This is a genomic window from Salegentibacter holothuriorum (genome assembly GCF_900168045.1).
GTDB lineage: Bacteria > Bacteroidota > Bacteroidia > Flavobacteriales > Flavobacteriaceae > Salegentibacter > Salegentibacter holothuriorum.
Genome location: NZ_FUYY01000002.1, coordinates 136,592 through 163,002 on the forward strand (window position 1 = coordinate 136,592; position 26,411 = coordinate 163,002).

Consider the following 26,411-nt stretch of genomic DNA (forward strand, 5'->3'; position numbering starts at 1 on the left):
CTTAAAAAACACGGTTTAGCACCTCATCAATATCGATAAGCAAAATACTAAAAACTCCGGCTACAATAATAAACTTTAAAATATTGTGTAACAGTAAAAATTGCCATTTCACTTTACTGAAAAATAAAAACAGCGTAAAAAACACCAATAAAATAAGAGAGGTATAAAAGTAATATTCCATATAACCGGTATCAAAACGCCTAATTAAAAGCACCGTTGGGATTATCGCTAAAATACTTAAGATAGAAAGAAAAAATTTACTGAGTTTCTCTCCATATACTATTGGTATGGTATGATAATTTTGAAGCAAATCGCCCTGCATATTCTCCAAATCTTTCACCAACTCGCGCATCACGATCATTAAATAAAGGAAGGTTGCGTGAATAAAGATTACCGTTTCAAAATTTTTATAATATATAAAAACTACAAAAAAAGGCGTAATGGTAAGTATTGAGGCTACCAGATTTCCAAGAAATAAAATCCGTTTTAAACGATGGGAATACAACCAAATGCCGAAAATATAAATTGAAAAGAAGACTACGGCTTTAAATGAAACATAGCTGGCAAAAAATATAGCCAGCAAATTGAGAATAAAGTAAACCGAAAGCTTGGTGCGTTGGCTTACAAACCTATCAAGCATTGTCTTTTTAGGCCTGTTTATTAGGTCTTTTTCACTATCGTAAAAATTATTGATAATATATCCAGAAGCAATTACCGTTGCAGAAGAAAGAATAAGAAAGAATAAGTTATCGTCAAAAAGAATTTCTCTTAAAGGTAGCTCTGGTGCTAAAATAAAGGCTGATGTAAGGTATTGTGCTAAAATAAGCACCAAAATATTATACCCGCGAACCACCGAAAATAAACTAAACATTTTCAGCAATAAGCGCTTGTTAGAAATAGACGCCATGTAAGGGTTGTTTAGAAGTTGTAAACCACTTCTAATTTGTAATCTTTAAGTGATTTTCTGGCTTTCTCAATATCTTCTGTAAAACCCAGGATATAGCCACCACCACCAGAACCACAAAGCTTGAGGTAATAATCGTTAGTATCTATACCGTGTTTCCAAAGTTTATGAAATTGAGCGGGGATCATTGGCTTAAAGTTATCCAACACCACGTGAGAAAGACGTTTTACATTAGAAAACAACGACTTCACATCTCCTTTAAGAAAATCTTCTACGCAAGCATCGGTATGTTTTACAAATTGCTCTTTAAGCATTTGTCTAAAGCCTTCCTGCTTCATATTTTCCATAAAAATATTCACCATTGGGCCTGTCTCACCGGTACTGCCACTGTCTAATAAAAATACGGCACCAAGTCCATTTTCGGTTTGGGAAGGTATTCCTGCCGGTTCAATATTATCTTTAGAATTAATTAAAATAGGAATGCTTAAATAACTATTTAAAGGATCTAAGCCTGAAGATTTTCCGTGGAAAAAAGACTCCATTTCTCCGAAAATCTTTTTCAGTTTTAATAACTTATCACGGGTAAGATTTTCTAAAACCGTGATCTTTCCGGTTGCATATTTATCATAAATAGCCGCCACCAAAGCACCACTACTTCCCACACCATACCCCTGAGGAATAGTAGAATCGAAATACATGCCTTTTTTAATATCAGCTTTAAGTTTTGTCAAATCAAATTGCACCAAATCAGGATTGTTTACCTGCAGTTCACCTAAGTAATCAGCAAAACGGTTTAAACTTCTATTAGAGGCAATCGCAGCTTCAGAAGGATCTTCATCTACTTTTAAAGCTCCATTATAAAAATTATAAGGAATGGATAAACCTTTGGAATCTTTAATGATTCCGTACTCTCCAAAGAGTAAGATTTTTGAATAAAATAAAGGTCCTTTCATACTGTTTTGGTATTTTTCTCTTGGCTATAATTTAGCATTCCGTAAGCAGAAAGATCTTCATCTACTTTATTCCAATGCACGCCATAACCACCCGGCGAAATTTCAAAATCCAGGAGTTCATCTTCAGAAGCCTGGTTTAATTTAGGATACCATTTTAAAGGAGCGCCAATCTCACGACCGTCTTCGAGTAGAAAAAAAACTTTCCCTTCCCTAAACTTCACTTCGTTAATTTTAATATGCGCTTCCGTTAAATTCATAGTTTGTAAAACTCGTCCCACTTTTAATAAAAAAGAATCTGTTCTTTTCAGCAATTTCCATAATTGCCTTTAAATCATTCTTTTTCACTCCAAAATTATATACCAAAGTTAAGGAATCTAATTCAATTTTAACTTCGCCCCCTTTTCCAGTAACATGAATATGTTTTGGAAGATGCTCATTTGAATAAAAAAAGAACCGAAATCCCTTTTCGTTAAATATTGTGGGTATTAGTTTAATTTAGCTTTTCTGCTCCCTTTCCAACCTGGTCGCAAATATACTGCCCTTTTTCACAATAGGCAACAAGCTCATTCTTAATGAATTCTAAAACTTTTTCTTTATGTTTTTCCGGGTAAAGCAGGTGTACATTGGCACCGGCATCGAGAGTGAAACAAATTGGAGTTTTAGTGCTTTCCCTAAACTCCCATATTTTATTGATGATTTCAAGCGTATTAGGCTTCATTAAAATAAAATAAGGATTGCTGCTCATCATCATTGCGTGCAACGTAAGCGCCTCACTTTCTACAATAGCAATAAATTCTTCTAAATTTCCGGAAGCAAAAACTTGCTTCAATTTATCTAAATTTGAATGCGCCTGGGCGAAACGTTCTTCAGCAAATGGATGGCCGTGCATTAATTTATGGCCAACACTACTGCTTACCTGCTTTTGTCCTTTATCTACCAGCAAAATTGTATCCTGGAAACTTTTAAAAACCTCATCAATCTCAAACGGATATTTTATTCCGAATAAATCACTGCTTCCTGGGATATTCTTGTGCTCGCCCCATTCAATCAATTCGCCTTCCAAACTACGGCAGGCGCTTCCAGAACCTAACCTGGCTAAAAAAGAAGCTTTCCTATAAAAAAACGCTTCATTCGTAATCTCAGCAAGAGTAGAAAGTTCAGGATTCAATTCTTTTTCCAGGCTCATTACGCAAAGCGCAAGGGCGCTCATCCCGCTTGCAGAAGATGCTATCCCGCTGCTGTGTGGAAAAGAATTTTCAGTATCTATAGTCAGCTTGTAATCTTTTAAGAACGGAGCATATTGCTCAATACGTTCAAAAAACTGCTGAATTTTTGGTTTAAAATCTTCTTTCTTTTTTCCTTCAAAATAAAGTTCAAAATCAAAAGTTGCAGATGGCTCCGGTTTCTTCTGAAACTCCATCTTTGTGGTAGTTTTACAATTTTTCAAGGTAAAACTTACCGAAGGATTAGCCGGAATCTGATTTTCTTTTTTTCCCCAATATTTCACGAGGGCTATATTGCTGGGGGACTTCCAGGTTACTTCTCCTTTTTCTACTTTGTTTAAAAATTGCTTTGGAATAAAATCCTGTTCGCGCATAGCAACGTTTTAGTAAACACACCTCTTGCCGAAGCTTAAAGCGTTGGATTGAACATTTAAATCATACTTAGTGGGCAAAGATATGTTTTATGTTTTGGGAATTTTCTTTCCCTCTCCAAATAAATTTTTATTTTAGTAGGGACGGTACTCGGCATTAGAAACTAAATAATGACCAAAAAACTTATTTTACAAAGTTCTGTATCCATTGGCATTTGTTTGCTCTTTGGACTTATGGGTGTAATTGCCACACAAACGGGCCATGAAATCTGGTACCCCAATTTAAACAAACCCTGGTTTAAGCCTCCCGATATATTTTTTGGTTTTATTTGGCTAATAATGTACATACTAATGGGTATTGCTGCCGGAATTGTATGGAACAAAGGTTTTTATCATAAATGGGTAAAAACCGCTTTATATCATTTTGGATTTCAATTGCTCATAAACGGTTCCTGGTCCTTACTTTTCTTCGGACTACAAAAACCATTTTTAGCTTTACTAAGCATCACGCTGCTATTTATACTTATACTACTCACCATCAAATGGTTCAAAGTGGTAAGCAAAACCGCAGCTTATTTAATGATTCCATATGCAGTTTGGGTATTATTCGCAATGATCTTAAATTTTGAGATCTGGCGACTTAATTAATCTTCACTCATTGCTTTTGCGGCAAGAAATCCACCCGTCCAGGCATTTTGAAAGTTAAATCCGCCGGTTATGGCATCTATATTTAAAACTTCTCCCGCTAAAAACAGGTTTTTATGAAGCTTGCTCTCAAAAGTTTTAAAATTAATTTCTTTCAAATTAACTCCGCCTGCAGTTACAAATTCTTCTTTGAATGTACTTTTCCCGTTTACTTTAAAGATCCCTTTAATGAGTTGATCACTTAAATCTTGAAGCTGATTTTTATTTAAATCGGCCCAGGTAGTACCTTCTAAGATATTAGAAGCTATCACCAGGTTTTTCCACAAGCGTTTAGGCAAATCGAATTGCGCATTTTTTACCACCTGTTGTTTAGCTAGTTCTGTTTTTAGATCTTTTAAATCAGCTAAGATTTCTTCTGAAGTAAACCCGGGCAACCAGTTTACCAGTATTTCAAATTGATAATTTAGCTTCTCCAGATCCCTTGCCCCCCAGGCTGATAGTTTTAAAATCCCCGGACCACTCATTCCCCAGTGGGTTATTAACAAAGGCCCTTTACTTTCTAAATTAATCTTTTTAGAATTTATTTTCACCTCTGCCTCAGTAGTGATCCCGGGTAGATCTTTAATTCGGACATCTTGAATATTGAAAGTAAAAAGAGAAGGTACCGGTTCTATGATCTGATGACCGAGTTTCTTTAGCATGCTCCACATCTTAGGATTACTCCCGGTGGCGAGCATAATTTTTCCTGCTGAAAAATCACCTTTATTCGTTTTAACACTCCAGAAGTTTTCTTCCTTTCCAAAATTTTGAACCGCGTGACTCTTAAAAACCTGAATCTTTAATCTTTCGGTTTCCTGCAAGAAGCAGTTGATAATACTTTGCGAATCATCTGAAACAGGAAAAACCCGGCCATCATCTTCAATCTTTAACTCAATTCCCCTTTTCTCAAACCACTCCATGGTATCCCCGGTCATAAACCCATGAAAAGGCCCCAGCAATTCTTTTTCCCCACGAGGGTAATTAAGGCTAAGTTCTTTCGGAATAAATTCGGCGTGAGTTACATTACACCTGCCACCGCCAGAAATTTTTACTTTGGTTAGCACTTCTTTGCCGCGTTCAAAAATGGCAATTTTTAGATTGGGATTAAATTCAGCTGCATTTATCGCTGCAAAAAAACCTGCCGCTCCACCGCCTATAATTATAATGTCTAAATACTGCATTTTTCTTTGGTTCAAAGTTTCGAGTTCAAAAATTCAAGATTTCAGCATTCTTGTATTTTGACTCGTATTTTCATTAAAAAAGTCTATCCGGAAAATCAGAAATAATTCCGTCTACCCCAAATTCGCGCATCCGCTGAATATCCTTTAGTTCGTTTACCGTCCAGACATTTACCTTAAATCCGGCCTTGTGAGATGCCTTCACATTATCTCGGGTAATTATTCCCAAAGAAGGATGAATTGCCGATGCTTTTAGAAGTTTTCCCAGCTCTATTGCTTCGGCAACACTGGCTTTACTCAAAATCCCCAATGCTATATTTTCGTCTAGTTGCCGCATCTGAAACAACTCATTTTTCTGAAAACTGGAAACGATAAAATCTTTATAGTTCCAGTTTTTTTCGGCTATATATTTTTTGATGATTTCGGCAGTAGCCGTCGCAGTATTCAAACCTTTTAATTCAATATTTATAGTGCATTTTCCCTGAATAAAATCCAGAACCTCGGTAAGTTGAGGTACTTTAAATGCATTCTCCACTTTTAAAGCTTTTATTTCGGCTAAAGACTTTTTAGCGACTTCACCACTTCCATTGGTATTTCGGTCTAAAGTAAAATCGTGAATCACGACCAACTCACCGGTTTTACATCTATGCACATCAATTTCTATAGCATCAACGCCAAAATTCAATGCCTTTTGTATGCTTTCCAGGGTATTTTCTGCCAAATGCCCTTTGGCTCCACGGTGACCAATTTTCAATAAATCCATTTTGCAAAGGTATTCAATTAACTCAAATGCGTGTTTTTTTAACGATATCTGGTTTTTTGTTGAACGTTTAGAAACTCTTATAAATTCTTAACATTTTATTGTAACCGATGCTGCTTAATTTTATGTTGTACCTCTCGAAAACCTATTATATAATATTAATTTTAAAGGTTTCCGGATAAATTAAACTACACTATGGAAAAATGGTTTGAAGCGTCGTGGACGTCTATAATAGCAATTTTATTAACCGCTTTAGGAATTTACGTGGCCATTATACTTTTTACAAGAATTGCGGGAAAACGTAGTTTTTCTAAAATGTCAAGTTTTGACTTTGCGATGACGGTTGCGGTAGGTTCAATTATAGCCTCAACTATTTTATCTAAATCTGTTAGTTTGGTACAGGGAGTTGTAGGTCTCGCCGCAGTATATATTTTACAAATCTCGGCCGCGTTCTTAAGACGTTGGCCCGCGGTTCAAAAAGTAATAGATAATGCTCCCTTACTAATTATGGATAGGCAAACTATTTTATATGATAACTTAAAAAAAGCCAGAGTAACCGAAAGTGATTTGCGCTCTAAATTAAGGGAGGCAAATGTTTTACACCTCTCACAGGTTCGTGCGGTAGTATTTGAATCTACGGGAGACATTTCAGTTTTACATACCTCACAAGAGGACCAGGAGCTGGAGGACTGGCTCACAAAAGATGTAAGGAGGTAAATCTACCTTTTAAAATAGATTATAGGGCTGCCTGTTAATCTTATTAAATTTTGAATTAATTTATTCTTAAACCTTATGGAACGCCAGCTTAGAGATGGTAGTTTTATAAAAAACCATTCGATATTATGATTTCTTCCGGAGTAAAACCTAAAGTGAAAAAGTGGAAAGTTAATGCAGATGAAGCTGCAGAATTAGCATTTGAAGATTTTGTTCTAACTAAAGACCATCCCTGTATGATGGCACAAACCGTGGTGGGCCAGAATCATTTAGACCTGCATACCTACGATGAATTTCCAAGCCGAAGAACAGCCAAAGAAATATATAAAGATTTACAGAACTATATAGAAAACTACGATTTTGAGTCTAATGAATTCTATACATTTATGGCGGTTTTTAAAGACCAGGATTCATTTTCTGAAACGCAATTTGAAACTGCACTTTGGAAACAACTGGAGTTCTTACACGATATAGATAATGAAGACTGGGATCCTGAAGTAAGCGATAATCCCAAAGACAAAAATTTTAGTTTTAGTATTGCCGGAAAAGCTTTTTATATAGTAGGCATGCATCCAAACAGCAGCCGCAAAGCCAGGCAAAGTCCTTATCCCGCAATTGCTTTTAATTTACACTGGCAATTTGAAAAGTTAAGAGAAATGGGGGCATTTAATACCGTTCGTGATAAGATTAGAGAACGTGATATAGAACTGCAGGGAAATATAAATCCTATGTTGGAAGACTTTGGAGAAAATAGCGAGGCCAGGCAATATAGCGGCCGTAAAGTTGAAGAGGAATGGAAATGTCCTTTTCACAGAAAAAAATAACTATGTATCAGCCAAAAAAATACAAAAAGGACGATCCTGAATTCCTTTTTAAATTTATACAACAGCATCCTTTCGCAACTTTTATACTTAATGGCGAAAAATTCTTAGCTACGCATATTCCGGTCCTGACGAAAGGGACTGCAAACGACTTTCGTCTCTTTTCGCATATAGCAAACCATAATGAGCAGTTTAAATACTTAAAAGACGATACAGAAGCATTATTGATTTTCCAGGGTCCACACGGCTATGTTTCTTCTTCCTGGTATAAAGAAAAAGACATTAGCACCTGGGATTATTCAGCGGTACACGTAAATGTAAAGCTTAAAATGCAATCCCGGCAGGAACTGGAAGACTCGCTAAAAGAACTGGTTGGCACTTTTGAAAAACCACAGGAAGATCCATTATACTATAAAGATATTCCAAAGAAAATGATTGAAGAGCATTTGCCCTTAATTACAGGTTTCTGGTGTGAAGTAGAAGAAATTAAGGGTATTGCAAAACTGCATCAGGGTTATGATAAGGAAGATATTAATTCGGTAACCGCACATTTGGAAAAACAGCAAAATAATTTAAATTCCGCGTTAAGCGAAAACATTAAAAGAGAGCATAAATGCAAGTAATAAAAAAACAATCTGGAGCTGCCTTTAAATTAAAAAAAGGACAGAAACTGAAAGTGATAGATGCCGAAGGTGAACAGGTTAGTGATATGGTTTTATTTAATGCAAAAGACAGGAGAGAGAAAATATCATCGGGAAAAACCCTTGACTTTGAAGAATCTGTTTTAATAAGCTCAGGCCACTTTCTTTGGAGCAATCGCAGCAATAAAATGGCAGAAATTCTTGAAGATACAAATGGGAGAAACGATTTTCTACTCGCGCCATGTAGCCCCGAAACATTTAAGGTGATGTATGATGATTATGATGGCTACCACCCCAGTTGTTTTGAAAATTTATATACCAGCTTGGAAGAATTTGAAATTCAGCCAGACGATATTCCTACGGCTTTCAACATTTTTATGAACGTTCAATTTGATGAGAAGGGAAAAATTAGCGTTGAACCACCATTAAGTAAAGCGGGCGATTACGTATTATTTGAAGCTAAAATGGATCTCATTGTAGCTTTAACCGCTTGCTCTGCCGAAGACAGCAACAACGGTAGTTTTAAACCTATACATTACGAGATAGTGAAATAAAACCTCAAGTTTAAAAATAAAAAAAGCTGTCTGGAAGATGAGTTTTAAAACACAATTTACAGACAGCTTTCACCCATTAAAAAATGAGCACTAAAATATACCTACAACGTTTTAAGATACCGCTTTAAGCTTATTTATAGTAGATTTATTTAATTTTTCTTCAGCATATTCACGAGTTACCTCAAGTTTACTTTTACCGCTTTCGGGCATTTCAAACATCGCATCAGTAAGGATTGCTTCACATAAAGATCTCAATCCTCTTGCCCCCAATTTATACTCTACCGCTTTTTCCACAATATAATCTAAAGCATCATCGGTCATATCGAACTCAATATCGTCCATTTCGAACAACTTCTTATATTGTTTAATAATAGCGTTTTTTGGTTCGGTTAAAATAGATCGAAGCGTACTTTGATCCAGCGGGTTCATATAAGTTAAGGCTGGTAACCTTCCAATTATTTCAGGAATAAGTCCGAAATCTTTTAAATCCTTCGGAATAATATATTTAAGAAGGTTGGTTCTTTCTATACTATCATCACTCTTTGAAGCGCTAAAACCAACCGCCTGCATATTCAAACGCTTGCTGATATTTCGCTCAATACCGTCAAAGGCTCCGCCTGCAATGAAAAGGATATTTTCGGTATCTACCTCAACAAATTTCTGATCGGGGTGTTTACGCCCTCCTTTTGGAGGCACATTAACCGTAGTTCCTTCCAGTAATTTCAGCAAGGCCTGCTGAACTCCTTCCCCAGAGACATCTCTGGTAATAGAAGGATTATCGCTTTTACGGGCAATTTTATCTATTTCATCAATAAATACAATTCCGCGTTGTGCTTTTTCAACATTATAATCGGCTGCCTGAAGCAATCTTGTTAAAATACCTTCTACATCTTCCCCAACATATCCTGCTTCGGTAAGCACCGTAGCATCTACAATAGCCAAAGGCACATTAAGCATTTTTGCAATGGTTTTAGCAATAAGGGTTTTCCCTGTACCGGTTTCCCCAACCATGATAATGTTAGATTTTTGAATTTCAACATCATCACCGCTTGCCGGCTGCAAGAGTCTTTTGTAATGGTTATAAACCGCTACAGACATCACTTTTTTGGTTGCTTCCTGCCCAATTACATATTGATCTAAAAATTCTTTGATCACTTTGGGTTTACTCAACATCAAATCTGAGGACAATTCTTTCGCCTCACCCTGTTTGAGCTCTTCTAAAACAATGCCGTGAGCCTGCTCTATACATTTATCACATATATGCGCATCCAGCCCTGCTATAAGCAAATTAGTTTCAGGTTTTTTTCTACCGCAAAACGAACATTCTAATTCTTCTTTCGCCATTTCATCAAATTTCAATTCTCAGTATATAAAATAATCAACTGAAAATTAATTCTTATCCTTCTCTCGTTAAAATTTCATCTATCATACCGTAATCTTTGGCTTTATCGGCCTTCATCCAGTAATCGCGATCACTATCTTCTTCTATCTTCTCGTAAGTTTGTCCAGAATGTTTAGCGATAATATCGTATAACTCTTTTTTAAGGGTTAAAATTTCCCTTGCGGTGATTTCTATATCACTAGCCTGCCCCTGGGCACCACCAAGAGGTTGGTGAATCATCACCCTGGAATGTGGCAAACCGCTTCTTTTTCCTTTTTCACCTGCACAAAGTAATACAGCTCCCATTGAGGCTGCCATTCCTGTACAAATTGTAGCCACATCTGGTTTTATAAACTGCATAGTATCATAAATTCCCAAACCTGCATAAACACTTCCTCCGGGTGAGTTAATGTATATCTGGATATCTTTAGAAGCATCTGTGCTTTCTAAAAACAACATTTGCGCCTGGATAATATTTGCAACCTGGTCGTTAATTGCTGTTCCCATAAAGATAATTCTATCCATCATTAGCCTGGAAAAAACGTCCATAGCCACAGCGTTCATTTGTCGCTCTTCAATAATATTAGGAGTCATCCCTGTTGGAGTCATACTGCTCACTATTTTCTGGTAATAATTACTATTTATACCGTGATGCTTAGTGGCGTATTTTTCAAATTCTTTTCCGTAATCCATTAATCTTCTTTTTTTTAAGCTTTTTCTCTTAGCTGCCTTTTAAGTGAAAAGGCGTTAACCCGAATGGTTTAACGCCTTAAATATAAGTATAAATTTATAGAAAAAGCTTACTCGTAAATCTCTTTCACAAATTCATCATAAGTCACTTCTTTTTCTTCAAAAGACATTTTCTCTTTGTAGAAACCAAGCAATTTCTCATTCATTAATTGCTCTGACATTCTTTTTACTTCGTCCTGATTAGATAGGATTCTTGCCGCGATATCGTCAAGTTCCTTATCTTCAGGGTTCATTTGGCCAAACTGCGCCATCTGTTCTTTGATCTTTTCTTTCGCAAAAGCTTTAAGATCTTCAAACTCTACTGTAAGTTTATTTTCGTTTACAATTTTACCTTCAATTAACTGGTAACGCAAACCTTCTTCGCTCTTTTCATATTCTTCTTTGGCTTCATCTTCTGTCATTGGCTTTTCACCAACTGTTTGAATCCATTTTTGAAGAAATTCTTTAGGAAGTTCAAATTTTGTTTGCTCAATAAGCTGCTTGGTCACATCGTTCATTAACTGCTGATCGCTTTGCTGCTTAAATTGCTTTGCTGCATCTTCCTTGATCTTTTCTTTAAGCTCGTCTTCACTGGTTACTTTACCTTCTCCAAAAAGCTTATCGAATAATTCCTGATTAAGTTCAGCAAGTTCTCTATGACTTATTTCATTTACCGTAAACTCAACTTCAATATCAAGATCGTGAGCTTTATCGTGCTCTACATCCAGATGCTGAACAAGGTCATGATCATCTTCAAAAAGACTTTTGGTCTTTAAAGTAATCACATCTCCAATTTTAGCCCCAACAAATTTATTTAGATTTCGTTTGCCCTTGATTTTTTCTAATTCAACTGAAGTGTTCTTCTCAATTCCCTCTTCTTCATTTTTGAAAGTTCCGGCAACGATATCTCCTTCTTCGGCTTCATCTTTAGAAGTGATCTTCCCATATTGCTTACGCATAGACTCAATCTGGCTATTTACCATTTTCTCGTCTGCAACAATATTATAATGAGTTACCGGTTTTTCAAGTTCAAGCTTTACATCAAAATCTGGAGCCAAACCAAGTTCAAACTCAAAAGTATATTCTTCTTTATTCCAATCGAAATTCTCCTGTTCTTTAGGAATAGGATTTCCAAGAACATCCAGTTTTTCTTCGGTAAGGTATTTATTTAATGAATCCTGTAAAAGCTTATTTACCTCATCTACCAAAACGGCCTGACCGTATTGTTTTTTTACCATTCCCATAGGCACATGACCTTTTCTAAAGCCGGGAATATTGGCGTTTTTACGGTAATCTTTTAGGATCTTTTCAACTTTACCGGAATAGTCTTCTTTGGCGATATCTACTTTTACCACCGCATTCAATTCATCAATATTCTCTCTGGTAATATTCATCTTGACTTGTTATAAAAATTGGAGTGCAAAATTACACTTTTTTCCCAAGCCAACAAAGTTTCAAATTATTGAATTCCAGTATAGTTCCTAATCTTTTCCCAATAACGAAAAAAGCAAGGATTGAAACAAGGATAAAAGCAAGCTAAAAAGCAGCGCAATGAAAAAGCCACTAACCCCAAATCCTGAAACAAAAGCATCAGCTAATAAAATAATTATCGCATTGATAACCAGCAAAAATAAACCTAGCGTTAAAATAGTTACGGGTAAGGTGAAGATCACCAAAATAGGTTTCACCAGCAAGTTTAATATGGCAATAACCAGTGCTACAACAATGGCAGTTAAATATCCGCTTACTTCAACACCAGGTAAAAATTTAGCCAGGATCACCACAGCAAGTGCGGTAAGTAAAATTCTTAATATAAAATTCATAATATTTAGATTAGTTAGTTTCTGAAAAATACAAAAAAAGCGCCGGAATAGATCCGGCGCTTTATATTTATAAACTAAGTAGTGGTTTTTTATTGCACCTCGTTACTTGCAGTAACAGTGCTATAAGTACCAACATTTACTTTAGGCACACTAGCGCTATAAGTTGAGTTAATAGCATCAATGATTTCGTTGGCCATCACTGCATTTCCTCGGGGGGTTAAATGAATTCCATCAAGAGAAAAAGCTCCGCCTGTGGCGAAAGTGGAAGTTATAGTTCCTCCATCAAAAGAAATGCCGCCTTCGGCCAATTGTTTCAGCATTGCATTTGCATCTACTAATGCAAGACCATTTGCCTGAGCCAATCCAGAAATAACCTGGTTATATTTCTGAGTAGCGTTTCTAACCAAAGCCTGCTCAGCATTTGTCAATACATGCTGATCTCCTAATGGAACAGAAACTCCGTTCACCATATTAGGATTATCACCTACGGTAGTTCCCAGGAAACCGGCACTGGTTAAAGGAATAAGATCTGTTGGAGTTGCCTGTCTCAACTGACTTAACAAAGCAGCAGTTTGGGGATCAAGGTTAAAAGGCTCCCCCTGAATGGCCTGACCTATATTAGTAAGCGATTCATCTTGCAATGTCACATAATTTTGACCTTCAGCAAAGTTAATTTGTCTTGCCTGAGCTTCTTCTGCTGTAATAAAACCGGCTTGAACCAAACCTGGAAGAACTTGCGTATTATACGCTGAAAACTGCTGATTAAGCGCTCCTGCTGTTGCCGCGTCTAACGGAATAGCCTTAATAGGAACGGTAGTAAAAAAAGGAACCGATGCAACATCAGGAATATTTACAAGCACCCCTCCACTGGCGTTGGCAGCCAGACTTTGTACCATTTGACTGTATACGCTACCAAAAACATTAGAATCTGTGATATCACTATCACCGTAAGTAGTAGGATCGGTATTATTAGTTTGATCTACACCTGTCCCTCCAGAAGTAGCATAACCCAACACATCGTTATTTCCTATCCATAAAGAGAAAAAAGTTGGGTTTTGGGCAAGTGCATCTTGCATAACTGTGGCATCTGGCGAAGAGGCAAAACGAACAAAATACGGGTTAGCAGATTGCGTAGCCAGGTTTTGAATATTTCCGTAGCCAGAAAAACCTAGATGATAAGACTTAGCTCCCGGCACACCCATATTACTAAATGGCCCCTGCAATACATTTCCAACTTCGGTGGTTGGCTGCATTCCTGAATAAACCCGCGGAGAAGGATCACCATTTGCATCAACTGCCAATACCAATCGGTTTTGCGTAATTTGGTTTCCACCTAATAGGAGCCCACCGGCATTATCACTCATAAACGGAATGGTAAATTCCTCTACATCCTGAGTTTTTTCAAACTGCTGAGAAAGAATGTTTGGATACGCGTTTTCCTGCCCGGTAATATAAAGGGCATTGTCTGCATAACCGGCCGTAAGGGAATTACCCAGGGCTACATATCTTGAAAAGTCGGCTTCACCATTGGTATAAGCACCGGCTTCGTCTACCGGATTATCAAATTCTGGCTCACAGGAAACAATTCCCAAAGCCACCACTGCTATATATTTAAAATAATGTCTCATCTTCTAATTTTATAATTTATAGGTTACACCAAGTCCCGGAATAAAGGCTGAAGTCTTATAAGTTCCTTTAAATGGAACTCCGTCATAATTTGGAAAGTCTGCCGGATCTGGAGCGTAAGATTCGTCTACCTCTTCATATCTATTATAAAGGAAAGCAGCATCTATAGAAAATTTATCACTCACATTTACAGAAAGACCACCGGTGAATCCGTGTGCGTCGTTTCTTGGAGTTTCTGGCGCAAAATAACCAGACTGTACCGGAGACTCATCAAAGTAATATCCAACTCTCAAAGTAATAGTTTCATTAGCAAGATATTGTAAACCAAATCTATAGGTAGAGGAGTTTTTATAATTACGTGGATTTTCAGAATCTGGAATTTGCGGATTTGCAAAGTCCAGGTCTAAAGAATTATACACATCCCAATAAGTCATATTATAATCAAAAGCTAAAAGCCATTTATCTAGAAGTGCATAAGACACCCCTACCGTAAGCTCGGCTGGCATTGGTAAAGACGCATCAAATTCTGTATCCTGAAATGGCGCTAATGGAGAATTAGGAATATTCTCAAAAGTAGCATCTCCACCTTCGGCATCCACCATAATTTCACTTCGGTAATTAACACCAAAACGCAAATCTTCAGTCGCATTATACATGGCACTGGCAGACCATCCAAAAGCGCTAACCCCACTGGCGTCTACTGTTACATTAGCACGATTACCGTCTAAATCGGTTAATGTACGGTTAAGGTTACGGTTAAAGTTTACCGATCCATTTACATAGATTGGTCCTCCCCCAACACTTATTTTATCTGAAATCTTTACAGAAGCTAAAGCCTGGAAGTAAATAGCCTGAAGATCTATATTATTCACTAAATGAGATCCCGCCCAATCTGTTGGCCATTCTACACTACTTCCATAGGGAGTATAAGCCGCTAAACCTAAGGTTAACCAATCGTTTACACGATAAGAACCATAAGCATAAAAAGGAGTTCCCACCGCACTATCAGTTTCAGAACTAAGCCCGAATTCTGAATTTTGATATTTCACATTAGAAAATACAGCACTGGCGCCTGCAGCTACATTTATTTTGTTTTCAAGGTACACGAGTCCTGCCGGGTTAAAGAAAGCAAGTTCAGCATTGTTAACCACCGCCACTCCTGTGTGGCCCATAGCAAGCGATCTTTGCCCCTGAAGACTCACCCTATACCCACCAGCATAAGTTACCGCCGCCATTAGACCAAAAAGGCCAAGGAAAAGTAATTTTTTCATAATTGATTTGGATTTATTTCTATTCTAATAATTTATTGCTTTCAAATTTAGCATAAATTACATATTACTCAAGAAAATTGCAATATTTATTATGCGCACATAATAAATTGAGAAGGATTTTAAAGAAAATTAACCACAATGCTATAGAAATCGTTCATTTTCTCAGCATGCACCCAGTGACCTGCATTTGCAATTTCTTTAAATTCTGCCTTTGGAAATTGACTTTTTATATCGGCTTTGTCTTCTTCTTTAATATAATTTGAATTTCCACCTTTTACAAAAAGCGTAGCCTCCTTAAAAGTTTTATCTTGCGGAAGCGCCCTGCCAATTTCTTCAATATTATTTTTTAAAGTTTCTAAATTCACTTTAAGGCAATAAGTGCCCTCAGATTTGCGCTTTAAGTTTTTTAACAGAAAAAGTCGCACCGGTTTTTCTGAAATAAATTCTGAAAGTATTTTATCGGCATCCTGCCTTGATTCCAGATCGGTATCCTCCAGGGCCGTTAAGCCTTTCAAAATTTGCTGATGATGTGGTTCGTAATATTTTGGAGCAATATCCACTACGATAAGTTTTTTTACAAGATTAGGGTAATTTGCAGCGGCAAGCATTGCAGTTTTACCCCCCATGGAGTGCCCCATCAATATAATATTTGATAAAGAATGCTGCTCACAATATTCCTCAATATCTTTAGCCATTAATTCATAACTATGAGCATCTGTATGCGGACTTTTCCCATGATTACGCTGATCTATAAGATGAACCTGAAGATTCTCTTCTTCCGCAAGCTTATTACCAATGGTTTTCCAATTATCGCTCATCCCCAAAAAACCGTGGAGAATTAAAAGCGGCGCACCCTCTCCTATTATTATAGAATTTAATTTCATGTTTATTCTTATTTCGAAAAATGAATTATTTCAACAGCTCAAGATATTTATTGATTGTAGATTCCAATCCCATATATAGAGCTTCAGCGATTAGTGCATGTCCAATAGAAACCTCATCCAGATGAGGAACATTGTCATTAAAAAATTTAATATTTTCCAAAGAAAGATCATGACCGGCATTAATCCCTAAACCTAATTTATGCGCTAATTCTGCACATTGCTGGTAAGGCTTTACAGCAGATTTATCACCTTTGGCAAAATTTACTGCAAAATCTTCGGTATATAATTCAATACGATCTGTTCCTGTTTCTGCAGCACCTTCAATCATTTTCTCATCTGGATCTACAAAAATTGAAGTCCTAATTCCGTTATTCTTGAATTCCTGAATTACTTCCTGTAGAAATTCTTTGTTTTTAATAGTATCCCAACCCGCGTTTGAGGTAATAGCGTCTTCAGCATCTGGCACTAAAGTAACCTGGGTCGGTTTAGCTTGCATTACGAGATTAATAAATTTAGCCACCGGATTTCCTTCAATATTAAATTCGGTTTTCACTATAGGTGAGAGATCCCTAACATCCTGATAAGTTATATGCCGTTCATCTGGCCTGGGGTGTACGGTAATACCCTGCCCTCCAAAAGATTCTATATTTTTAGCTGCTTCAACCACATTGGGAATACTGCCTCCGCGAGCATTTCTTAAAGTGGCAATTTTATTGATGTTTATACTTAATTTCGTCATTTTATAAGCTTTTGTTTAACAAAAATACAAACTTGGAAATGCCCTAATGAATTTTATTTTAATTAATTTGCATAAAAAGGAAACGACATCATGAAGATGGATGATTTTATAATAAACGATGTCTCCATAAGGCATTTTTCTGATAAAATTGGGGAGGTCCAGGACTTGTTCAACCAGCTAACCTATTCGCATTTACCGGTAGAAAACAATGGTATTTATATGGGTTGCATTTCAGAAAATGATATTCGTTGCTTTGAAGCCGAAAAATCTCTGGAAGATTACCAATATGCTCTAGAAGGTTTTTTTGTTAGAAACACTGATTTCTGGTTGGATATTTTAGAACGCTTTGCAAAAAACAACACTAATATTTTACCGGTTTTAGATGAAGAAAGCCATTATTTAGGCTATGTTGAATTAAACGAAATTATTACATTATTCAATGAAACTCCATTCTTGAGCGAAGCAGGAAATATTCTGGTAATTCAAAAAGGAAGTAAAGATTATTCTTTTAGTGAAATTGTACAGATTATAGAATCTAACAGCGCCAATATCCTGGGCTCGTTTATATCAAAAATTGAAAATGATGTGGTTCAAATCACCGTAAAATTAAGTCCTTCGGGAATAAATGAAATTATCCAGTCTTTCCGCAGATATGGTTATAAAATAATTTCAGAACACCGGGAAGACAATTTCAACAAAAACCTTAGGGACCGCTCTAAGTATCTAGACAAATATATGAATATATGAAAGTAGGCATCTACGGTCAGTTTTACCATACTAATGCCGGAACTTATATAGCAGAGCTTCTGGAATTACTAAAACGTAAAAACATCAATGTAATCATTGAGAAAGATTTTCTGGAACTTATACATTTAAATAAAACCATTGACGAAGATTATTCTCATTTCAGCACGTTTGAGGAACTGGATAACAGCTTTGATTTATTCTTCTGCATTGGCGGAGATGGTACTATTTTAAAATCTATTAATTACATCAGGAATTTAGACATTCCCATAGTAGGCATCAACACAGGGAGATTAGGTTTTTTGGCAACCATGCAAAAAGAGGAGATTAAAAATAGCTTAGAGACCATATTGCAAAAAAATTATAGCATTTCCTCACGTACCGTATTAAATATTAGTACTAATCCTTCCAGCCACGATCCCGTTTTTAAAAATATATCTTTAAATGAAATAGCCGTAAGCCGAAAAAACACTACCTCCATGATCACGGTTGATACATGGCTAAACGACCAGTATTTAAATTCTTACTGGGCCGATGGCTTAATTGTGTCTACCCCAACAGGATCTACAGGTTATTCTCTTAGTTGCGGCGGCCCGGTAATTACACCAGATGCGGGCTCTATTATTATCACTCCTATTGCGCCGCATAATTTAAATGCGCGTCCCCTGGTTGTAAAAGACGACACAAAAATAACCCTTCGGGTATCTGGCCGGGAAGAATCCCATTTGGTTTCTATGGATTCTAGAATTGCCACTCTAGAAAATGATACTGAAATTATTATAGAAAAAGCACCCTACACAATAAACCTTGTTGAACTTAAAGGCGATAGTTTTCTCCAAACGCTGCGAAAAAAGCTTATGTGGGGAGAAGATAAGCGCAATTAAGCAATAAATGATTTTAAAAACTGTTTAAGAACATGTACAAATTTGCTCAAATTATTGTAGAGCAAACATTATTGTTATATTTGCAAACTTTTGAAAACCTATGAGGTACCTATTAGTTGTAGTAATATTGCTTATTTTTACTCCAAAGACACATTCACAAACATTTGAGGTAGGACCATATATTGGTGGCGCCAATTACATTGGTGACGTAGGTCGAACCAGTTTTGTCCTGCCTAATAGCCTTGTTGGAGGTGCACTTCTTAAATGGAATCGCAGTCCACGCCACGCTTTTAGATTTTCTCTTTTATACGCTGAAATAAATGCAGACGATGCAGATTCTAACGATCCTAGAAGGGCTAATAGAGGCTACTCCTTCAACAATACCATTGCAGAGGCTTCCCTGGGTATAGAGTACAATTTCTGGAGTTTTGATCTTCACGAAGGCCACCCGCAAAGCACACCTTATCTTTATACGGGAATCACATATTTTAGGGCAGATCATTTATTATTGGATTCCAATTTCCCAAATGGCCAACTGGAAAATCAGGGTGCCAACTGGGATTTTGCAATACCGGTGGTTTTTGGTTATAAAGAAAGTATTACGCGCCATATTGTAGGGGCTTTAGAAGTAGGAGTTCGTTATACATTTACCGACAATCTAGATGGAAGCTGGCCTGAAGAAATTTTTGGAAATAGAATGCCAAACAGAGAATTTGGAAATAGAAATACCAATGATTGGTATGTATTTACAGGTGTGAATTTCACCTTTTCATGGGGCAGAGAACCTTGCTATAGCCGATTTTAATATGAATTACAAAGAGAACATAGATATTAAAAAATTACCGAGACATATTGCCATAATTATGGATGGTAATGGGCGATGGGCTAGACAAAAGGGCTTTTTAAGAGCTGCCGGGCACGAAGAAGGCACAGCCGCTGTTAGAGATGTGGTAGAAGCTTCAGCAGAAATTGGTATTGAATATTTAACACTATATGCCTTTTCAACGGAAAACTGGAAACGGCCAAAACTAGAAGTAGACACCTTAATGCGCCTATTGGTTTCCTCTTTAAAAAAGGAAATTAAAACTCTTGAGAAAAATAATATTCGGCTAAACGCAATAGGTAATTTAAAAACACTCCCAAAGAAAGTTTATAGAGAACTTCACGAGGTTATGGAAAAAACTAAAACCAACACTCGCATGGTTCTAAACCTTGCCCTTAGTTATGGTTCTCGAGAAGAATTAACCTCTGCAATACGTGAAATTAGCCTGAAAGTTAAAAATAATGAAATAACCGCCGATGCTATTGATGAATCGGTTATAAATCAGCATCTTTACACCCGAAATTTTCCGGAAATAGATTTATTGATCAGAACTAGCGGAGAACAACGCATTAGCAACTTCCTGTTATGGCAAATTGCTTATGCAGAATTATATTTTACAAAAATATTATGGCCAGATTTTAGAAAAGAAAATCTTTTTGAAGCCATTTACAATTATCAAAATAGAGAAAGACGATTTGGAAAAACCAGTGAGCAACTCAGTTAGCGCATTCATGACGAAGAAAATATTTAGCCTTCTGGCCGTAGCATGTAGTTTAATTTTTAGCATTTCTTCACAAGCTCAAGGCTTACCATTAGCAGATGGTAAAAAATATATAATTGGAGATATTAAAGTTACAGGGACTGTTAGTTTTAACGAGCAAACCGTGATTGCATATACCGGCTTAAAAAAGGGAGAAGAAATATATATTCCCGGCGACAAAATTAGCAGCGTGATCAATAAACTATGGGATATTGATCAATTTAGCGATATCAATTTCTATATTACTAATGTAAGTGATGGTAATGTTGCCGATTTGGAAATTGAAATCCAGGAAGTTCCAAAACTAAAGGAAGTTAAAGTTACCGGCCTTAAAAAGCGGGAACAGGAAGAAATTATTAAGGAGAACAAACTGAGAACCGGCGCTAAGGTATCAGAGAACCTTATTACCACAACTAAAAACTATATTGAAAGTAAATATCGTAAAGAAGGATATTTTAATGCTAACGCAAAAATTAGCACCAGCGAGGTAATTGATACTACGGCGAACACCAACCTGGTAAATATGCTTATAGACATAGATCAGGGAGATAGAGTTAAAATTGCTGAAATCAACTTTAGTGGTAACGAAACATTTTCTGATGCCAAGCTTAGAAGATCTATGAAAAACACGAAGCAGAAAAATATTATTCGCTTCTGGAAAAGATCTAAATTTGTACGGGCAGATTATCAGGAAGACAAAGAAAGCCTTATAGATGACTATAAGGAAAGCGGTTACCGTGATGCAAGAATCGTAACAGATTCCCTTGTTGAAATTGATGACGAAACCATTGCTTTAAACCTTAAAGTTGAAGAAGGAGACCAATATTATATAGGAAATATTGATTTTCTTGGAAATTCGGTTTACACAGATGCACAATTAGCACGTGCTTTGGGAATAAAAAAAGGTGATGTTTACAATGGCGTTCTTTTAGACAAAAGAATTGCCGATGAAACCAAACCAGATGGAGAAGATCTTTCTAACCTTTATAAAAATAACGGTTATTTATTTTCTAACATCAATCTTGTAGAAACCAATGTCTATAACGATACCATAGATTTTGAAATAAGAATTGTTGAAGGAAAAGAAGCTTATTTCAACAACATTAAAGTAACCGGAAACGACAAAACAAAAGACCACGTAATTTACCGTGAGCTAAGAACCAAACCCGGGCAAAAATACAGTCAGCAAGATGTGGTAAACACAGTAAGGGAACTTGGGCAACTTGGTTTTTTTGATGCAGAACAATTAGAGCCAAAATTTGTAGATCCAGATCCTCAATCGGGTACTTTAGATCTTGAATACTCTGTGGTAGAAGCAGGTGCCAGCCAAATAGAATTGCAAGGTGGTTATGGTGGCGGAGGCTTTATTGGAACTCTAGGGCTTTCTTTCAACAACTTCTCCTTGTCTGGAATTTTCAACAAAGAAGCTTACAAACCGGTACCTATGGGAGATGGGCAAACACTTTCCCTTAGAGCACAGGCCAGTACTTTTTACCAAACTTACAGCCTTTCATTTATGGAGCCCTGGCTAGGAGGTAAAAAGCCGGTAAGCCTTCAAACTTCTTTTTCTTACACAAGGCAGTTCTTATTTGATTATATAAATAGAGAAGCTGATAGAAGTAGAAGTTTTGATATTCTTGGGGTAAATGTTGGTTTAGCAAAACGTTTAACAGTGCCAGATCCTTACATCACAGTATCTCACTCTTTAGGTTTTCAACGCTACAATCTAAATAACTATAATACAGGCTTATTTACTTTTGGTGACGGGCATTCTAATAACTTCACCTACACTTTCGGACTTACAAGGGATAACACTTACGTAAATCCTATTTTCCCAATGGGAGGTTCTAAATTTAAGCTTACTGCTAAATTCACACCTCCATTCTCTCTTTGGAATGGGGTTGATTATGCCAATTTAGCCGAAAAAAGAGAGTATCAATTAGAAGATGAAAATGGCAATCTTATTAACCAGCAAGGCGACAGGGTAACTCCAGAAAATGCTGTTGGTGATCAACGCAAAATAGACCAAAAGAAATTTAACTGGTTAGAATTCTATAAGGTTAAATTTAGCGGAGAATGGTATACTCAAATTTACGACAAGCTTGTTTTAAAAACCAATGCCGAATACGGTTTCCTTGGAGCTTATAACAGCGAACGTGGCGTACCTCCTTTTGAAAGATTCTTTCTTGGTGGTGATGGTCTTGGAGCATTTAGTTTAGATGGTAGAGAGACTATCCAGTTAAGAGGGTATCCAAACCAATCTGTAGTTCCTTTAGATCGCCCAGCAGGAGTTAACGATGATGGGGCCACCATTTATAACAAATATTCTTTAGAGCTTAGATATCCTATAACCCTAAAACCTTCGGCATCTATTTACGCACTTACCTTTTTAGAAGCTGGTGCTTCTTATGATAACTTCAGGGATTTTAATCCTTTCCAACTTAATAGATCTGCAGGGGCAGGATTAAGAATCTTTATGCCGGCCTTTGGACTACTGGGAATAGATTTTGGATATGGTTTCGACTCTATAGGAGGACAACCTGGAGCTAATGGATGGGAAACTCATTTCATAATTGGACAACAATTTTAATTTGGCACGATATTTTCTATATTCGATTTAAGTATGCTTAAAAGAACATCTTTATTCACACTATTTATTTTGATTGGGCTTGGAGCTAACGCTCAAAAGCCAATAAATATAGGCTTTGTGGACATGGAGTATATACTTGAAAATGTTCCGGAATATCAGCAAGCTTCAACTCAATTAGATCAAAGAGTTAAAGAATGGCAAAATGAAATTGAGCAAAAACGAAACGAAATTGCTGAAATGAAAACCAACTTACAAAATGAGCGAGCGCTACTTACTCCTGAATTAATTGAAGAACGGGAAGAAGAGATCGCTTATCAGCAAGAGCAGGCAACTAATTACGAGCAGAAACGTTTTGGCCCAAAAGGTGATTATATGATTCAAAAGAGGCAATTAATAAAGCCTATTCAAGATCAGGTTTTCACAGCGGTACAGGAAATAGCTGAAACCAGGGATTTCGATTTTATATTTGATAGAAATGCTGAATCAGGAATGCTTTTTGCTAAAAACCGTTTTGACTTAAGCGAGCAGGTTTTAAGAAGTATCAATAGGGCTTCTAACCGAAGACAAATTGAGACCAAACAAGAAGAACTGGAACTGGAAAGAGCTGAGGCGCGCACAGCAGAAGAAGATAAAGAATTAAGTGAACGCGAAAAAGCAATTCAAGATAGAAAGAACGAACGAGAGGCTTTAATAGAAGAAAGAAGAAGAAAACAGGATTCTATTAAAGAAGCAAGACAAAAAGAATTTGAACAACGCAGAGAAAGAATTTTGAAAGAAAGACAACAAAAAAGAGATTCAATTGAAGCGGCCCGAAAAAGAAAAGACACAATAAACTAAATAATTTTAAACCTTAATACTTAAACAATTAATATCAATTAAAATGAAACAATTCAGAACACTTTTTATAGCCCTTGCATTAACCATAGGAGCTACTGCATTTGTTAACGCACAGAGCAAAGTTGCCCACATTGCAACTCAGGAACTAGTAGAAACTATGCCTGCTTATAAAGATGCCATGTCCCAGCTGCAAAAGCTAGAAAAAACTTATGATGCAGAGATTAAAGATATGCTTACCGAAGCTCAAAACACTATGCAACGTTACCAATCTGAAGCTGAAACAGTAACAGAAGAAGAAAATGCAAAAAGAGCAAGTGAACTTCAAGCAACTGAAAGAAGAATCCAGGAGCACAGCCAGAGAGCAAGACAGGAACTTCAAAAGAAAGAAAACGATCTTATTAGACCGGTAATTGAAAAAGCCCGTGAAGCTATCCAAAAAGTAGCCAGAGAACAAGGTTTTGACTATGTACTTGATTCTACTACGGGAACAGGAGTAATTCTTGCCGATGGTAAAAACCTTATGGCAGATGTAAAAGCCGAATTGGGAATGTAATTTTCACCCAAAACATAAATAAAGATTAAAAACTGCGTCCCTTATAGGCGCAGTTTTTATTTTTGTACCAATGAGCAATTCACAACCTATAGGCATATTTGACTCCGGTGTTGGAGGAACTTCTATTTGGAGGGAAGTTCACGAATTACTCCCTTTTGAAAAAACTATCTATCTAGCCGATAGTAAAAACGCGCCCTACGGAGAAAAACCAATAGAAAAAATTAAAAATCTTAGTCGGAAAAACACTGAAAAGCTCCTGGATATGGGCGCTAAGATCATTGTTGTTGCCTGCAATACCGCCACTACCAATGCTATTAAAGACTTAAGGACTGAGTATTCCATTCCTTTTATAGGCATTGAACCGGCAATTAAACCGGCTGCTTTAAAATCTAAATCAAAAACCATAGGCATACTTGCCACCCGCGGAACCTTAACCAGCACGCTTTTCTCCCAAACTTCAGATTTTTATGCAAGAAATATTAATGTGGTAGAAATTGAAGGTCGCGGCCTGGTAGAACTTATTGAAGCAGGTGAACTGGATTCCCCTCAAATGAAAAGCCTTTTACTTAAATTACTGGAACCATTCTTTGTAAATAAAATAGATTACCTGGTGCTGGGTTGTAGCCACTATCCTTATCTTATTCCTATACTCAAAGAATTACTTCCAAAGGAAGTAGTAATTATAGATTCTGGAGAGGCTGTAGCAAGGCAAACAAAATCCATTCTTGAAACCAATAATTTATTGCTGAAGGAAGAACCAATGCAAAGACCTATTCCAGAATTTTTCAGCAACACCAATCTAAAGGTGTTGGAAAATTTAACTGAAGCCGCAAAATATAGTTATAAAGTCAGCTATCTGGATTTCTAATTAACTGCCGGGACATTTCTATCCCATCGCCATCTACTTTTTCCAAAATTGTATCCTATAGTGATTTGATGAAAGCCATTATTGCTTAATACTACCGAGTTGAACTGATAGCTAAAAGTATAACCAAATATAAAATTATTGTAATCTAAACCTACAAATGGAGTAATGTACTGCAACTTTTGACTTTCAATTGCATTACCCTCAGCAGTGTACTCGGCTCCTTCAAAACTATTTCTGTATGAAAGTCCGCCCCATAATTGACCAAAATCTACATTGTGATAAATTTTCAAATTTAAGTCAATATTCATTTCATTAGTAGCTTCACGTAGTTGAAATAAGGTAGACGGCTCGTAACTCCAGTCTTTATTATAATCGAATACATAACCTGTAGAAAATAAATACTTGCGTTGATTGCTGGGAACAGCAGCAGAATAAAAAAGCTCCCGATTTACCGAGATCAAATTTTTTGCAGCTAAATGTGCATAAAAATCAAGGTAGTAATAGGACATACCCAAATCCATATTCGCAAAAATATCGGATATATTATTTCCGCTGACAATGGGATCATACACTGTAAAACCGCTTTGATCTAATCTATGCTGAATAATACCGGCACTAATTCCAAAGGACAATTTATTCAGGGCTAATTCACTTCTGGAGAAAAGCAAGTGATAGGCAAATGTTCCGTAAGCCCCAATTTTAGAGAAATTTCCATTCTGGTCATTAAAAACAATTCCACCAATACCAATTTTGTCTCCAACCCTACCATTTACAGCCAGTGTTTGTAAGCTGGGAGCATTATCAACGTCAAACCATTGCTGCCTGGCAGTAAGCCTTATTTGATTTCTCATAGTCGCACCGGCCATAGAAGGATGAATAAGAAAAAGATTATCGGTTAAATAATCTGAATAAACAGGTATTACTTCCTGGGCTTTCGCTGGGGAGCACAGTAAAAAAACAAATAATATTACAAAACTATTTTTGGCAACTATTGAAAGTTCATTTGTTTTAAAACACCTGATAAATAAAGATTTAATACCCATAAGAAAAGTAAAGATATAGATTAACTAAGTTTTCTTTAGTACTTTCGCAAAAA

At 36.6% G+C, this 26,411-nt stretch carries 29 protein-coding genes; 13 read left to right on the top strand and 16 right to left on the bottom strand.

Translation table 11 applies throughout. The annotated features are described in order from the left end of the window. Position 1: 1 nt before the first annotated feature. From B5X51_RS04925 to mvaD, 5 genes are read right to left on the bottom strand one after another with little or no spacing between them, the layout of a single operon-like run. Positions 2-907: a geranylgeranylglycerol-phosphate geranylgeranyltransferase gene (locus B5X51_RS04925; RefSeq protein WP_079719782.1), complete on the bottom strand. Its 906-nt coding sequence runs from the start codon at positions 905-907 to the stop codon at positions 2-4. Positions 908-918: 11 nt separating this feature from the next. Further along, a complete protein-coding gene (locus B5X51_RS04930) occupies positions 919-1,857 on the bottom strand; it encodes a mevalonate kinase family protein (protein ID WP_079719783.1) in 939 nt (312 codons plus the stop codon). Beyond that, positions 1,854-2,114, bottom strand: coding sequence for a DUF2442 domain-containing protein (locus B5X51_RS04935; protein WP_079719784.1), 261 nt, complete (start codon positions 2,112-2,114; stop codon positions 1,854-1,856). Before B5X51_RS04935 ends, B5X51_RS04930 begins: the two co-directional genes overlap by 4 nt. Further along, a complete protein-coding gene (locus tag B5X51_RS16085) occupies positions 2,089-2,352 on the bottom strand; it encodes a DUF4160 domain-containing protein (protein WP_217699536.1) in 264 nt (87 codons plus the stop codon). The genes B5X51_RS04935 and B5X51_RS16085 overlap by 26 nt, the downstream gene beginning before the upstream one ends. After that, on the bottom strand, positions 2,348-3,454 hold the full coding sequence (mvaD, locus tag B5X51_RS04945; RefSeq protein ID WP_079719786.1) for a diphosphomevalonate decarboxylase: 1,107 nt from the start codon (positions 3,452-3,454) through the stop codon (positions 2,348-2,350). Before mvaD ends, B5X51_RS16085 begins: the two co-directional genes overlap by 5 nt. Before the next feature lie 168 nt (positions 3,455-3,622). Between mvaD and B5X51_RS04950 the strand changes: the two genes are divergently transcribed. Then, on the top strand, positions 3,623-4,099 hold the full coding sequence (locus B5X51_RS04950; RefSeq protein ID WP_079719787.1) for a TspO/MBR family protein: 477 nt from the start codon (positions 3,623-3,625) through the stop codon (positions 4,097-4,099). On the opposite strand, the gene B5X51_RS04955 is transcribed toward B5X51_RS04950, so the two are convergent. After that, positions 4,096-5,316, bottom strand: a complete 1,221-nt coding sequence (locus tag B5X51_RS04955) for a BaiN/RdsA family NAD(P)/FAD-dependent oxidoreductase (RefSeq protein ID WP_079719788.1) — start codon at positions 5,314-5,316, stop codon at positions 4,096-4,098. The genes B5X51_RS04950 and B5X51_RS04955 overlap by 4 nt on opposite strands. 73 nt (positions 5,317-5,389) lie before the next feature. Continuing rightward, a complete protein-coding gene (locus B5X51_RS04960; protein ID WP_079719789.1) occupies positions 5,390-6,076 on the bottom strand; it encodes a glycerophosphodiester phosphodiesterase in 687 nt (228 codons plus the stop codon). Positions 6,077-6,268: 192 nt separating this feature from the next. Between B5X51_RS04960 and B5X51_RS04965 the strand changes: the two genes are divergently transcribed. The 4 genes from B5X51_RS04965 to B5X51_RS04980 all read left to right on the top strand — a co-directional run bounded on the left by B5X51_RS04965 (position 6,269) and on the right by B5X51_RS04980 (position 8,803). Beyond that, a complete protein-coding gene (locus B5X51_RS04965; protein ID WP_079719790.1) occupies positions 6,269-6,790 on the top strand; it encodes a DUF421 domain-containing protein in 522 nt (173 codons plus the stop codon). A gap of 125 nt (positions 6,791-6,915) precedes the next feature. Next, positions 6,916-7,611 carry a guanitoxin biosynthesis heme-dependent pre-guanitoxin N-hydroxylase GntA gene (gene gntA / locus B5X51_RS04970; RefSeq protein WP_079719791.1) on the top strand — a complete coding sequence of 232 codons (696 nt, stop codon included), beginning with the start codon at positions 6,916-6,918 and terminating at the stop codon, positions 7,609-7,611. A 2-nt stretch (positions 7,612-7,613) separates the two neighbouring features. Then, positions 7,614-8,231: an FMN-binding negative transcriptional regulator gene (locus B5X51_RS04975; protein WP_079720719.1), complete on the top strand. Its 618-nt coding sequence runs from the start codon at positions 7,614-7,616 to the stop codon at positions 8,229-8,231. Beyond that, entirely contained in the window at positions 8,222-8,803 is a 582-nt protein-coding gene (locus tag B5X51_RS04980) for a DUF1989 domain-containing protein (protein ID WP_079719792.1), read from the top strand. The genes B5X51_RS04975 and B5X51_RS04980 overlap by 10 nt, the downstream gene beginning before the upstream one ends. A 111-nt stretch (positions 8,804-8,914) precedes the next feature. Here B5X51_RS04980 and clpX read toward each other — a convergent pair whose 3' ends face one another. From clpX to B5X51_RS05020, 8 genes are all read right to left on the bottom strand, one after another. Further along, a complete protein-coding gene (gene clpX, locus B5X51_RS04985) occupies positions 8,915-10,147 on the bottom strand; it encodes an ATP-dependent Clp protease ATP-binding subunit ClpX (protein ID WP_079719793.1) in 1,233 nt (410 codons plus the stop codon). 52 nt (positions 10,148-10,199) lie between these two features. After that, positions 10,200-10,877 (bottom strand): ATP-dependent Clp endopeptidase proteolytic subunit ClpP, encoded by a 678-nt coding sequence (gene clpP, locus B5X51_RS04990; protein WP_079719794.1) that lies wholly within the window; start codon positions 10,875-10,877, stop codon positions 10,200-10,202. A 107-nt stretch (positions 10,878-10,984) separates the two neighbouring features. Further along, complete coding sequence (gene tig, locus B5X51_RS04995) at positions 10,985-12,307, bottom strand: trigger factor (RefSeq protein ID WP_079719795.1); 1,323 nt, start codon at positions 12,305-12,307, stop codon at positions 10,985-10,987. A gap of 87 nt (positions 12,308-12,394) precedes the next feature. Continuing rightward, positions 12,395-12,736 (bottom strand): phage holin family protein, encoded by a 342-nt coding sequence (locus B5X51_RS05000; RefSeq protein WP_079719796.1) that lies wholly within the window; start codon positions 12,734-12,736, stop codon positions 12,395-12,397. Between the two features lie 89 nt (positions 12,737-12,825). Beyond that, positions 12,826-14,364 (bottom strand): SGNH/GDSL hydrolase family protein, encoded by a 1,539-nt coding sequence (locus B5X51_RS05005; RefSeq protein ID WP_079719797.1) that lies wholly within the window; start codon positions 14,362-14,364, stop codon positions 12,826-12,828. A 9-nt stretch (positions 14,365-14,373) separates the two neighbouring features. Beyond that, positions 14,374-15,633 (bottom strand): OmpP1/FadL family transporter, encoded by a 1,260-nt coding sequence (locus tag B5X51_RS05010; RefSeq protein WP_079719798.1) that lies wholly within the window; start codon positions 15,631-15,633, stop codon positions 14,374-14,376. Between the two features lie 119 nt (positions 15,634-15,752). After that, positions 15,753-16,517: an alpha/beta fold hydrolase gene (locus B5X51_RS05015; protein ID WP_079719799.1), complete on the bottom strand. Its 765-nt coding sequence runs from the start codon at positions 16,515-16,517 to the stop codon at positions 15,753-15,755. Positions 16,518-16,542: 25 nt separating this feature from the next. Then, the gene (locus B5X51_RS05020; RefSeq protein ID WP_079719800.1) at positions 16,543-17,256 is read right to left on the bottom strand and encodes a pyridoxine 5'-phosphate synthase; all 714 of its coding nucleotides are present in this window, start codon (positions 17,254-17,256) and stop codon (positions 16,543-16,545) included. Positions 17,257-17,346: 90 nt separating this feature from the next. Here B5X51_RS05020 and B5X51_RS05025 point away from each other — a divergent pair, with 90 nt between their 5' ends. From B5X51_RS05025 to murI, 8 genes are all read left to right on the top strand, one after another. Then, complete coding sequence (locus tag B5X51_RS05025; RefSeq protein ID WP_079719801.1) at positions 17,347-18,003, top strand: CBS domain-containing protein; 657 nt, start codon at positions 17,347-17,349, stop codon at positions 18,001-18,003. Then, the gene (locus tag B5X51_RS05030; RefSeq protein ID WP_079719802.1) at positions 18,000-18,884 is read left to right on the top strand and encodes an NAD kinase; all 885 of its coding nucleotides are present in this window, start codon (positions 18,000-18,002) and stop codon (positions 18,882-18,884) included. The genes B5X51_RS05025 and B5X51_RS05030 overlap by 4 nt, the downstream gene beginning before the upstream one ends. A gap of 100 nt (positions 18,885-18,984) precedes the next feature. After that, the gene (gene porG, locus B5X51_RS05035) at positions 18,985-19,689 is read left to right on the top strand and encodes a type IX secretion system protein PorG (protein ID WP_079719803.1); all 705 of its coding nucleotides are present in this window, start codon (positions 18,985-18,987) and stop codon (positions 19,687-19,689) included. A 1-nt stretch (position 19,690) separates the two neighbouring features. Next, positions 19,691-20,431: an isoprenyl transferase gene (locus B5X51_RS05040; RefSeq protein ID WP_079719804.1), complete on the top strand. Its 741-nt coding sequence runs from the start codon at positions 19,691-19,693 to the stop codon at positions 20,429-20,431. A gap of 7 nt (positions 20,432-20,438) precedes the next feature. Beyond that, positions 20,439-23,057, top strand: coding sequence for an outer membrane protein assembly factor BamA (gene bamA / locus B5X51_RS05045; RefSeq protein WP_176132726.1), 2,619 nt, complete (start codon positions 20,439-20,441; stop codon positions 23,055-23,057). Positions 23,058-23,090: 33 nt separating this feature from the next. Then, positions 23,091-23,894, top strand: a complete 804-nt coding sequence (locus B5X51_RS05050) for an OmpH/Skp family outer membrane protein (protein WP_079719805.1) — start codon at positions 23,091-23,093, stop codon at positions 23,892-23,894. Between the two features lie 43 nt (positions 23,895-23,937). Beyond that, entirely contained in the window at positions 23,938-24,447 is a 510-nt protein-coding gene (locus B5X51_RS05055) for an OmpH/Skp family outer membrane protein (RefSeq protein WP_079719806.1), read from the top strand. A gap of 70 nt (positions 24,448-24,517) precedes the next feature. Continuing rightward, the gene (gene murI, locus B5X51_RS05060; RefSeq protein ID WP_079719807.1) at positions 24,518-25,315 is read left to right on the top strand and encodes a glutamate racemase; all 798 of its coding nucleotides are present in this window, start codon (positions 24,518-24,520) and stop codon (positions 25,313-25,315) included. Here murI and B5X51_RS05065 read toward each other — a convergent pair. After that, positions 25,312-26,358, bottom strand: a complete 1,047-nt coding sequence (locus B5X51_RS05065) for a PorP/SprF family type IX secretion system membrane protein (protein WP_079719808.1) — start codon at positions 26,356-26,358, stop codon at positions 25,312-25,314. The two genes, murI and B5X51_RS05065, sit on opposite strands and share 4 nt — an antisense overlap. Between the last annotated feature and the right edge of the window lie 53 nt (positions 26,359-26,411).

What these genes read in the sequence shown, in the direction of transcription:
- B5X51_RS05055 (WP_079719806.1), top strand. Translation starts at nt 23,938, where the DNA reads ATGAAACAATTCAGAACACTTTTTATAGCCCTTGCATTAACCATAGGA.
- B5X51_RS05000 (WP_079719796.1), bottom strand. Translation starts at nt 12,736, where the DNA reads ATGAATTTTATATTAAGAATTTTACTTACCGCACTTGCTGTGGTGATC.
- gntA (WP_079719791.1), top strand. Translation starts at nt 6,916, where the DNA reads ATGATTTCTTCCGGAGTAAAACCTAAAGTGAAAAAGTGGAAAGTTAAT.
- B5X51_RS04930 (WP_079719783.1), bottom strand. Translation starts at nt 1,857, where the DNA reads ATGAAAGGACCTTTATTTTATTCAAAAATCTTACTCTTTGGAGAGTAC.
- B5X51_RS05040 (WP_079719804.1), top strand. Translation starts at nt 19,691, where the DNA reads ATGAATTACAAAGAGAACATAGATATTAAAAAATTACCGAGACATATT.
- B5X51_RS05030 (WP_079719802.1), top strand. Translation starts at nt 18,000, where the DNA reads ATGAAAGTAGGCATCTACGGTCAGTTTTACCATACTAATGCCGGAACT.
- clpX (WP_079719793.1), bottom strand. Translation starts at nt 10,147, where the DNA reads ATGGCGAAAGAAGAATTAGAATGTTCGTTTTGCGGTAGAAAAAAACCT.
- B5X51_RS04950 (WP_079719787.1), top strand. Translation starts at nt 3,623, where the DNA reads ATGACCAAAAAACTTATTTTACAAAGTTCTGTATCCATTGGCATTTGT.
- clpP (WP_079719794.1), bottom strand. Translation starts at nt 10,877, where the DNA reads ATGGATTACGGAAAAGAATTTGAAAAATACGCCACTAAGCATCACGGT.
- B5X51_RS04980 (WP_079719792.1), top strand. Translation starts at nt 8,222, where the DNA reads ATGCAAGTAATAAAAAAACAATCTGGAGCTGCCTTTAAATTAAAAAAA.
- B5X51_RS04975 (WP_079720719.1), top strand. Translation starts at nt 7,614, where the DNA reads ATGTATCAGCCAAAAAAATACAAAAAGGACGATCCTGAATTCCTTTTT.
- B5X51_RS04965 (WP_079719790.1), top strand. Translation starts at nt 6,269, where the DNA reads ATGGAAAAATGGTTTGAAGCGTCGTGGACGTCTATAATAGCAATTTTA.
- B5X51_RS04960 (WP_079719789.1), bottom strand. Translation starts at nt 6,076, where the DNA reads ATGGATTTATTGAAAATTGGTCACCGTGGAGCCAAAGGGCATTTGGCA.
- B5X51_RS04925 (WP_079719782.1), bottom strand. Translation starts at nt 907, where the DNA reads ATGGCGTCTATTTCTAACAAGCGCTTATTGCTGAAAATGTTTAGTTTA.
- B5X51_RS04955 (WP_079719788.1), bottom strand. Translation starts at nt 5,316, where the DNA reads ATGCAGTATTTAGACATTATAATTATAGGCGGTGGAGCGGCAGGTTTT.
- B5X51_RS05005 (WP_079719797.1), bottom strand. Translation starts at nt 14,364, where the DNA reads ATGAGACATTATTTTAAATATATAGCAGTGGTGGCTTTGGGAATTGTT.
- B5X51_RS05050 (WP_079719805.1), top strand. Translation starts at nt 23,091, where the DNA reads ATGCTTAAAAGAACATCTTTATTCACACTATTTATTTTGATTGGGCTT.
- B5X51_RS05025 (WP_079719801.1), top strand. Translation starts at nt 17,347, where the DNA reads ATGAAGATGGATGATTTTATAATAAACGATGTCTCCATAAGGCATTTT.
- porG (WP_079719803.1), top strand. Translation starts at nt 18,985, where the DNA reads ATGAGGTACCTATTAGTTGTAGTAATATTGCTTATTTTTACTCCAAAG.
- tig (WP_079719795.1), bottom strand. Translation starts at nt 12,307, where the DNA reads ATGAATATTACCAGAGAGAATATTGATGAATTGAATGCGGTGGTAAAA.
- mvaD (WP_079719786.1), bottom strand. Translation starts at nt 3,454, where the DNA reads ATGCGCGAACAGGATTTTATTCCAAAGCAATTTTTAAACAAAGTAGAA.
- B5X51_RS05015 (WP_079719799.1), bottom strand. Translation starts at nt 16,517, where the DNA reads ATGAAATTAAATTCTATAATAATAGGAGAGGGTGCGCCGCTTTTAATT.
- B5X51_RS05020 (WP_079719800.1), bottom strand. Translation starts at nt 17,256, where the DNA reads ATGACGAAATTAAGTATAAACATCAATAAAATTGCCACTTTAAGAAAT.
- murI (WP_079719807.1), top strand. Translation starts at nt 24,518, where the DNA reads ATGAGCAATTCACAACCTATAGGCATATTTGACTCCGGTGTTGGAGGA.
- B5X51_RS05065 (WP_079719808.1), bottom strand. Translation starts at nt 26,358, where the DNA reads ATGGGTATTAAATCTTTATTTATCAGGTGTTTTAAAACAAATGAACTT.
- bamA (WP_176132726.1), top strand. Translation starts at nt 20,439, where the DNA reads ATGACGAAGAAAATATTTAGCCTTCTGGCCGTAGCATGTAGTTTAATT.
- B5X51_RS05010 (WP_079719798.1), bottom strand. Translation starts at nt 15,633, where the DNA reads ATGAAAAAATTACTTTTCCTTGGCCTTTTTGGTCTAATGGCGGCGGTA.
- B5X51_RS04935 (WP_079719784.1), bottom strand. Translation starts at nt 2,114, where the DNA reads ATGAATTTAACGGAAGCGCATATTAAAATTAACGAAGTGAAGTTTAGG.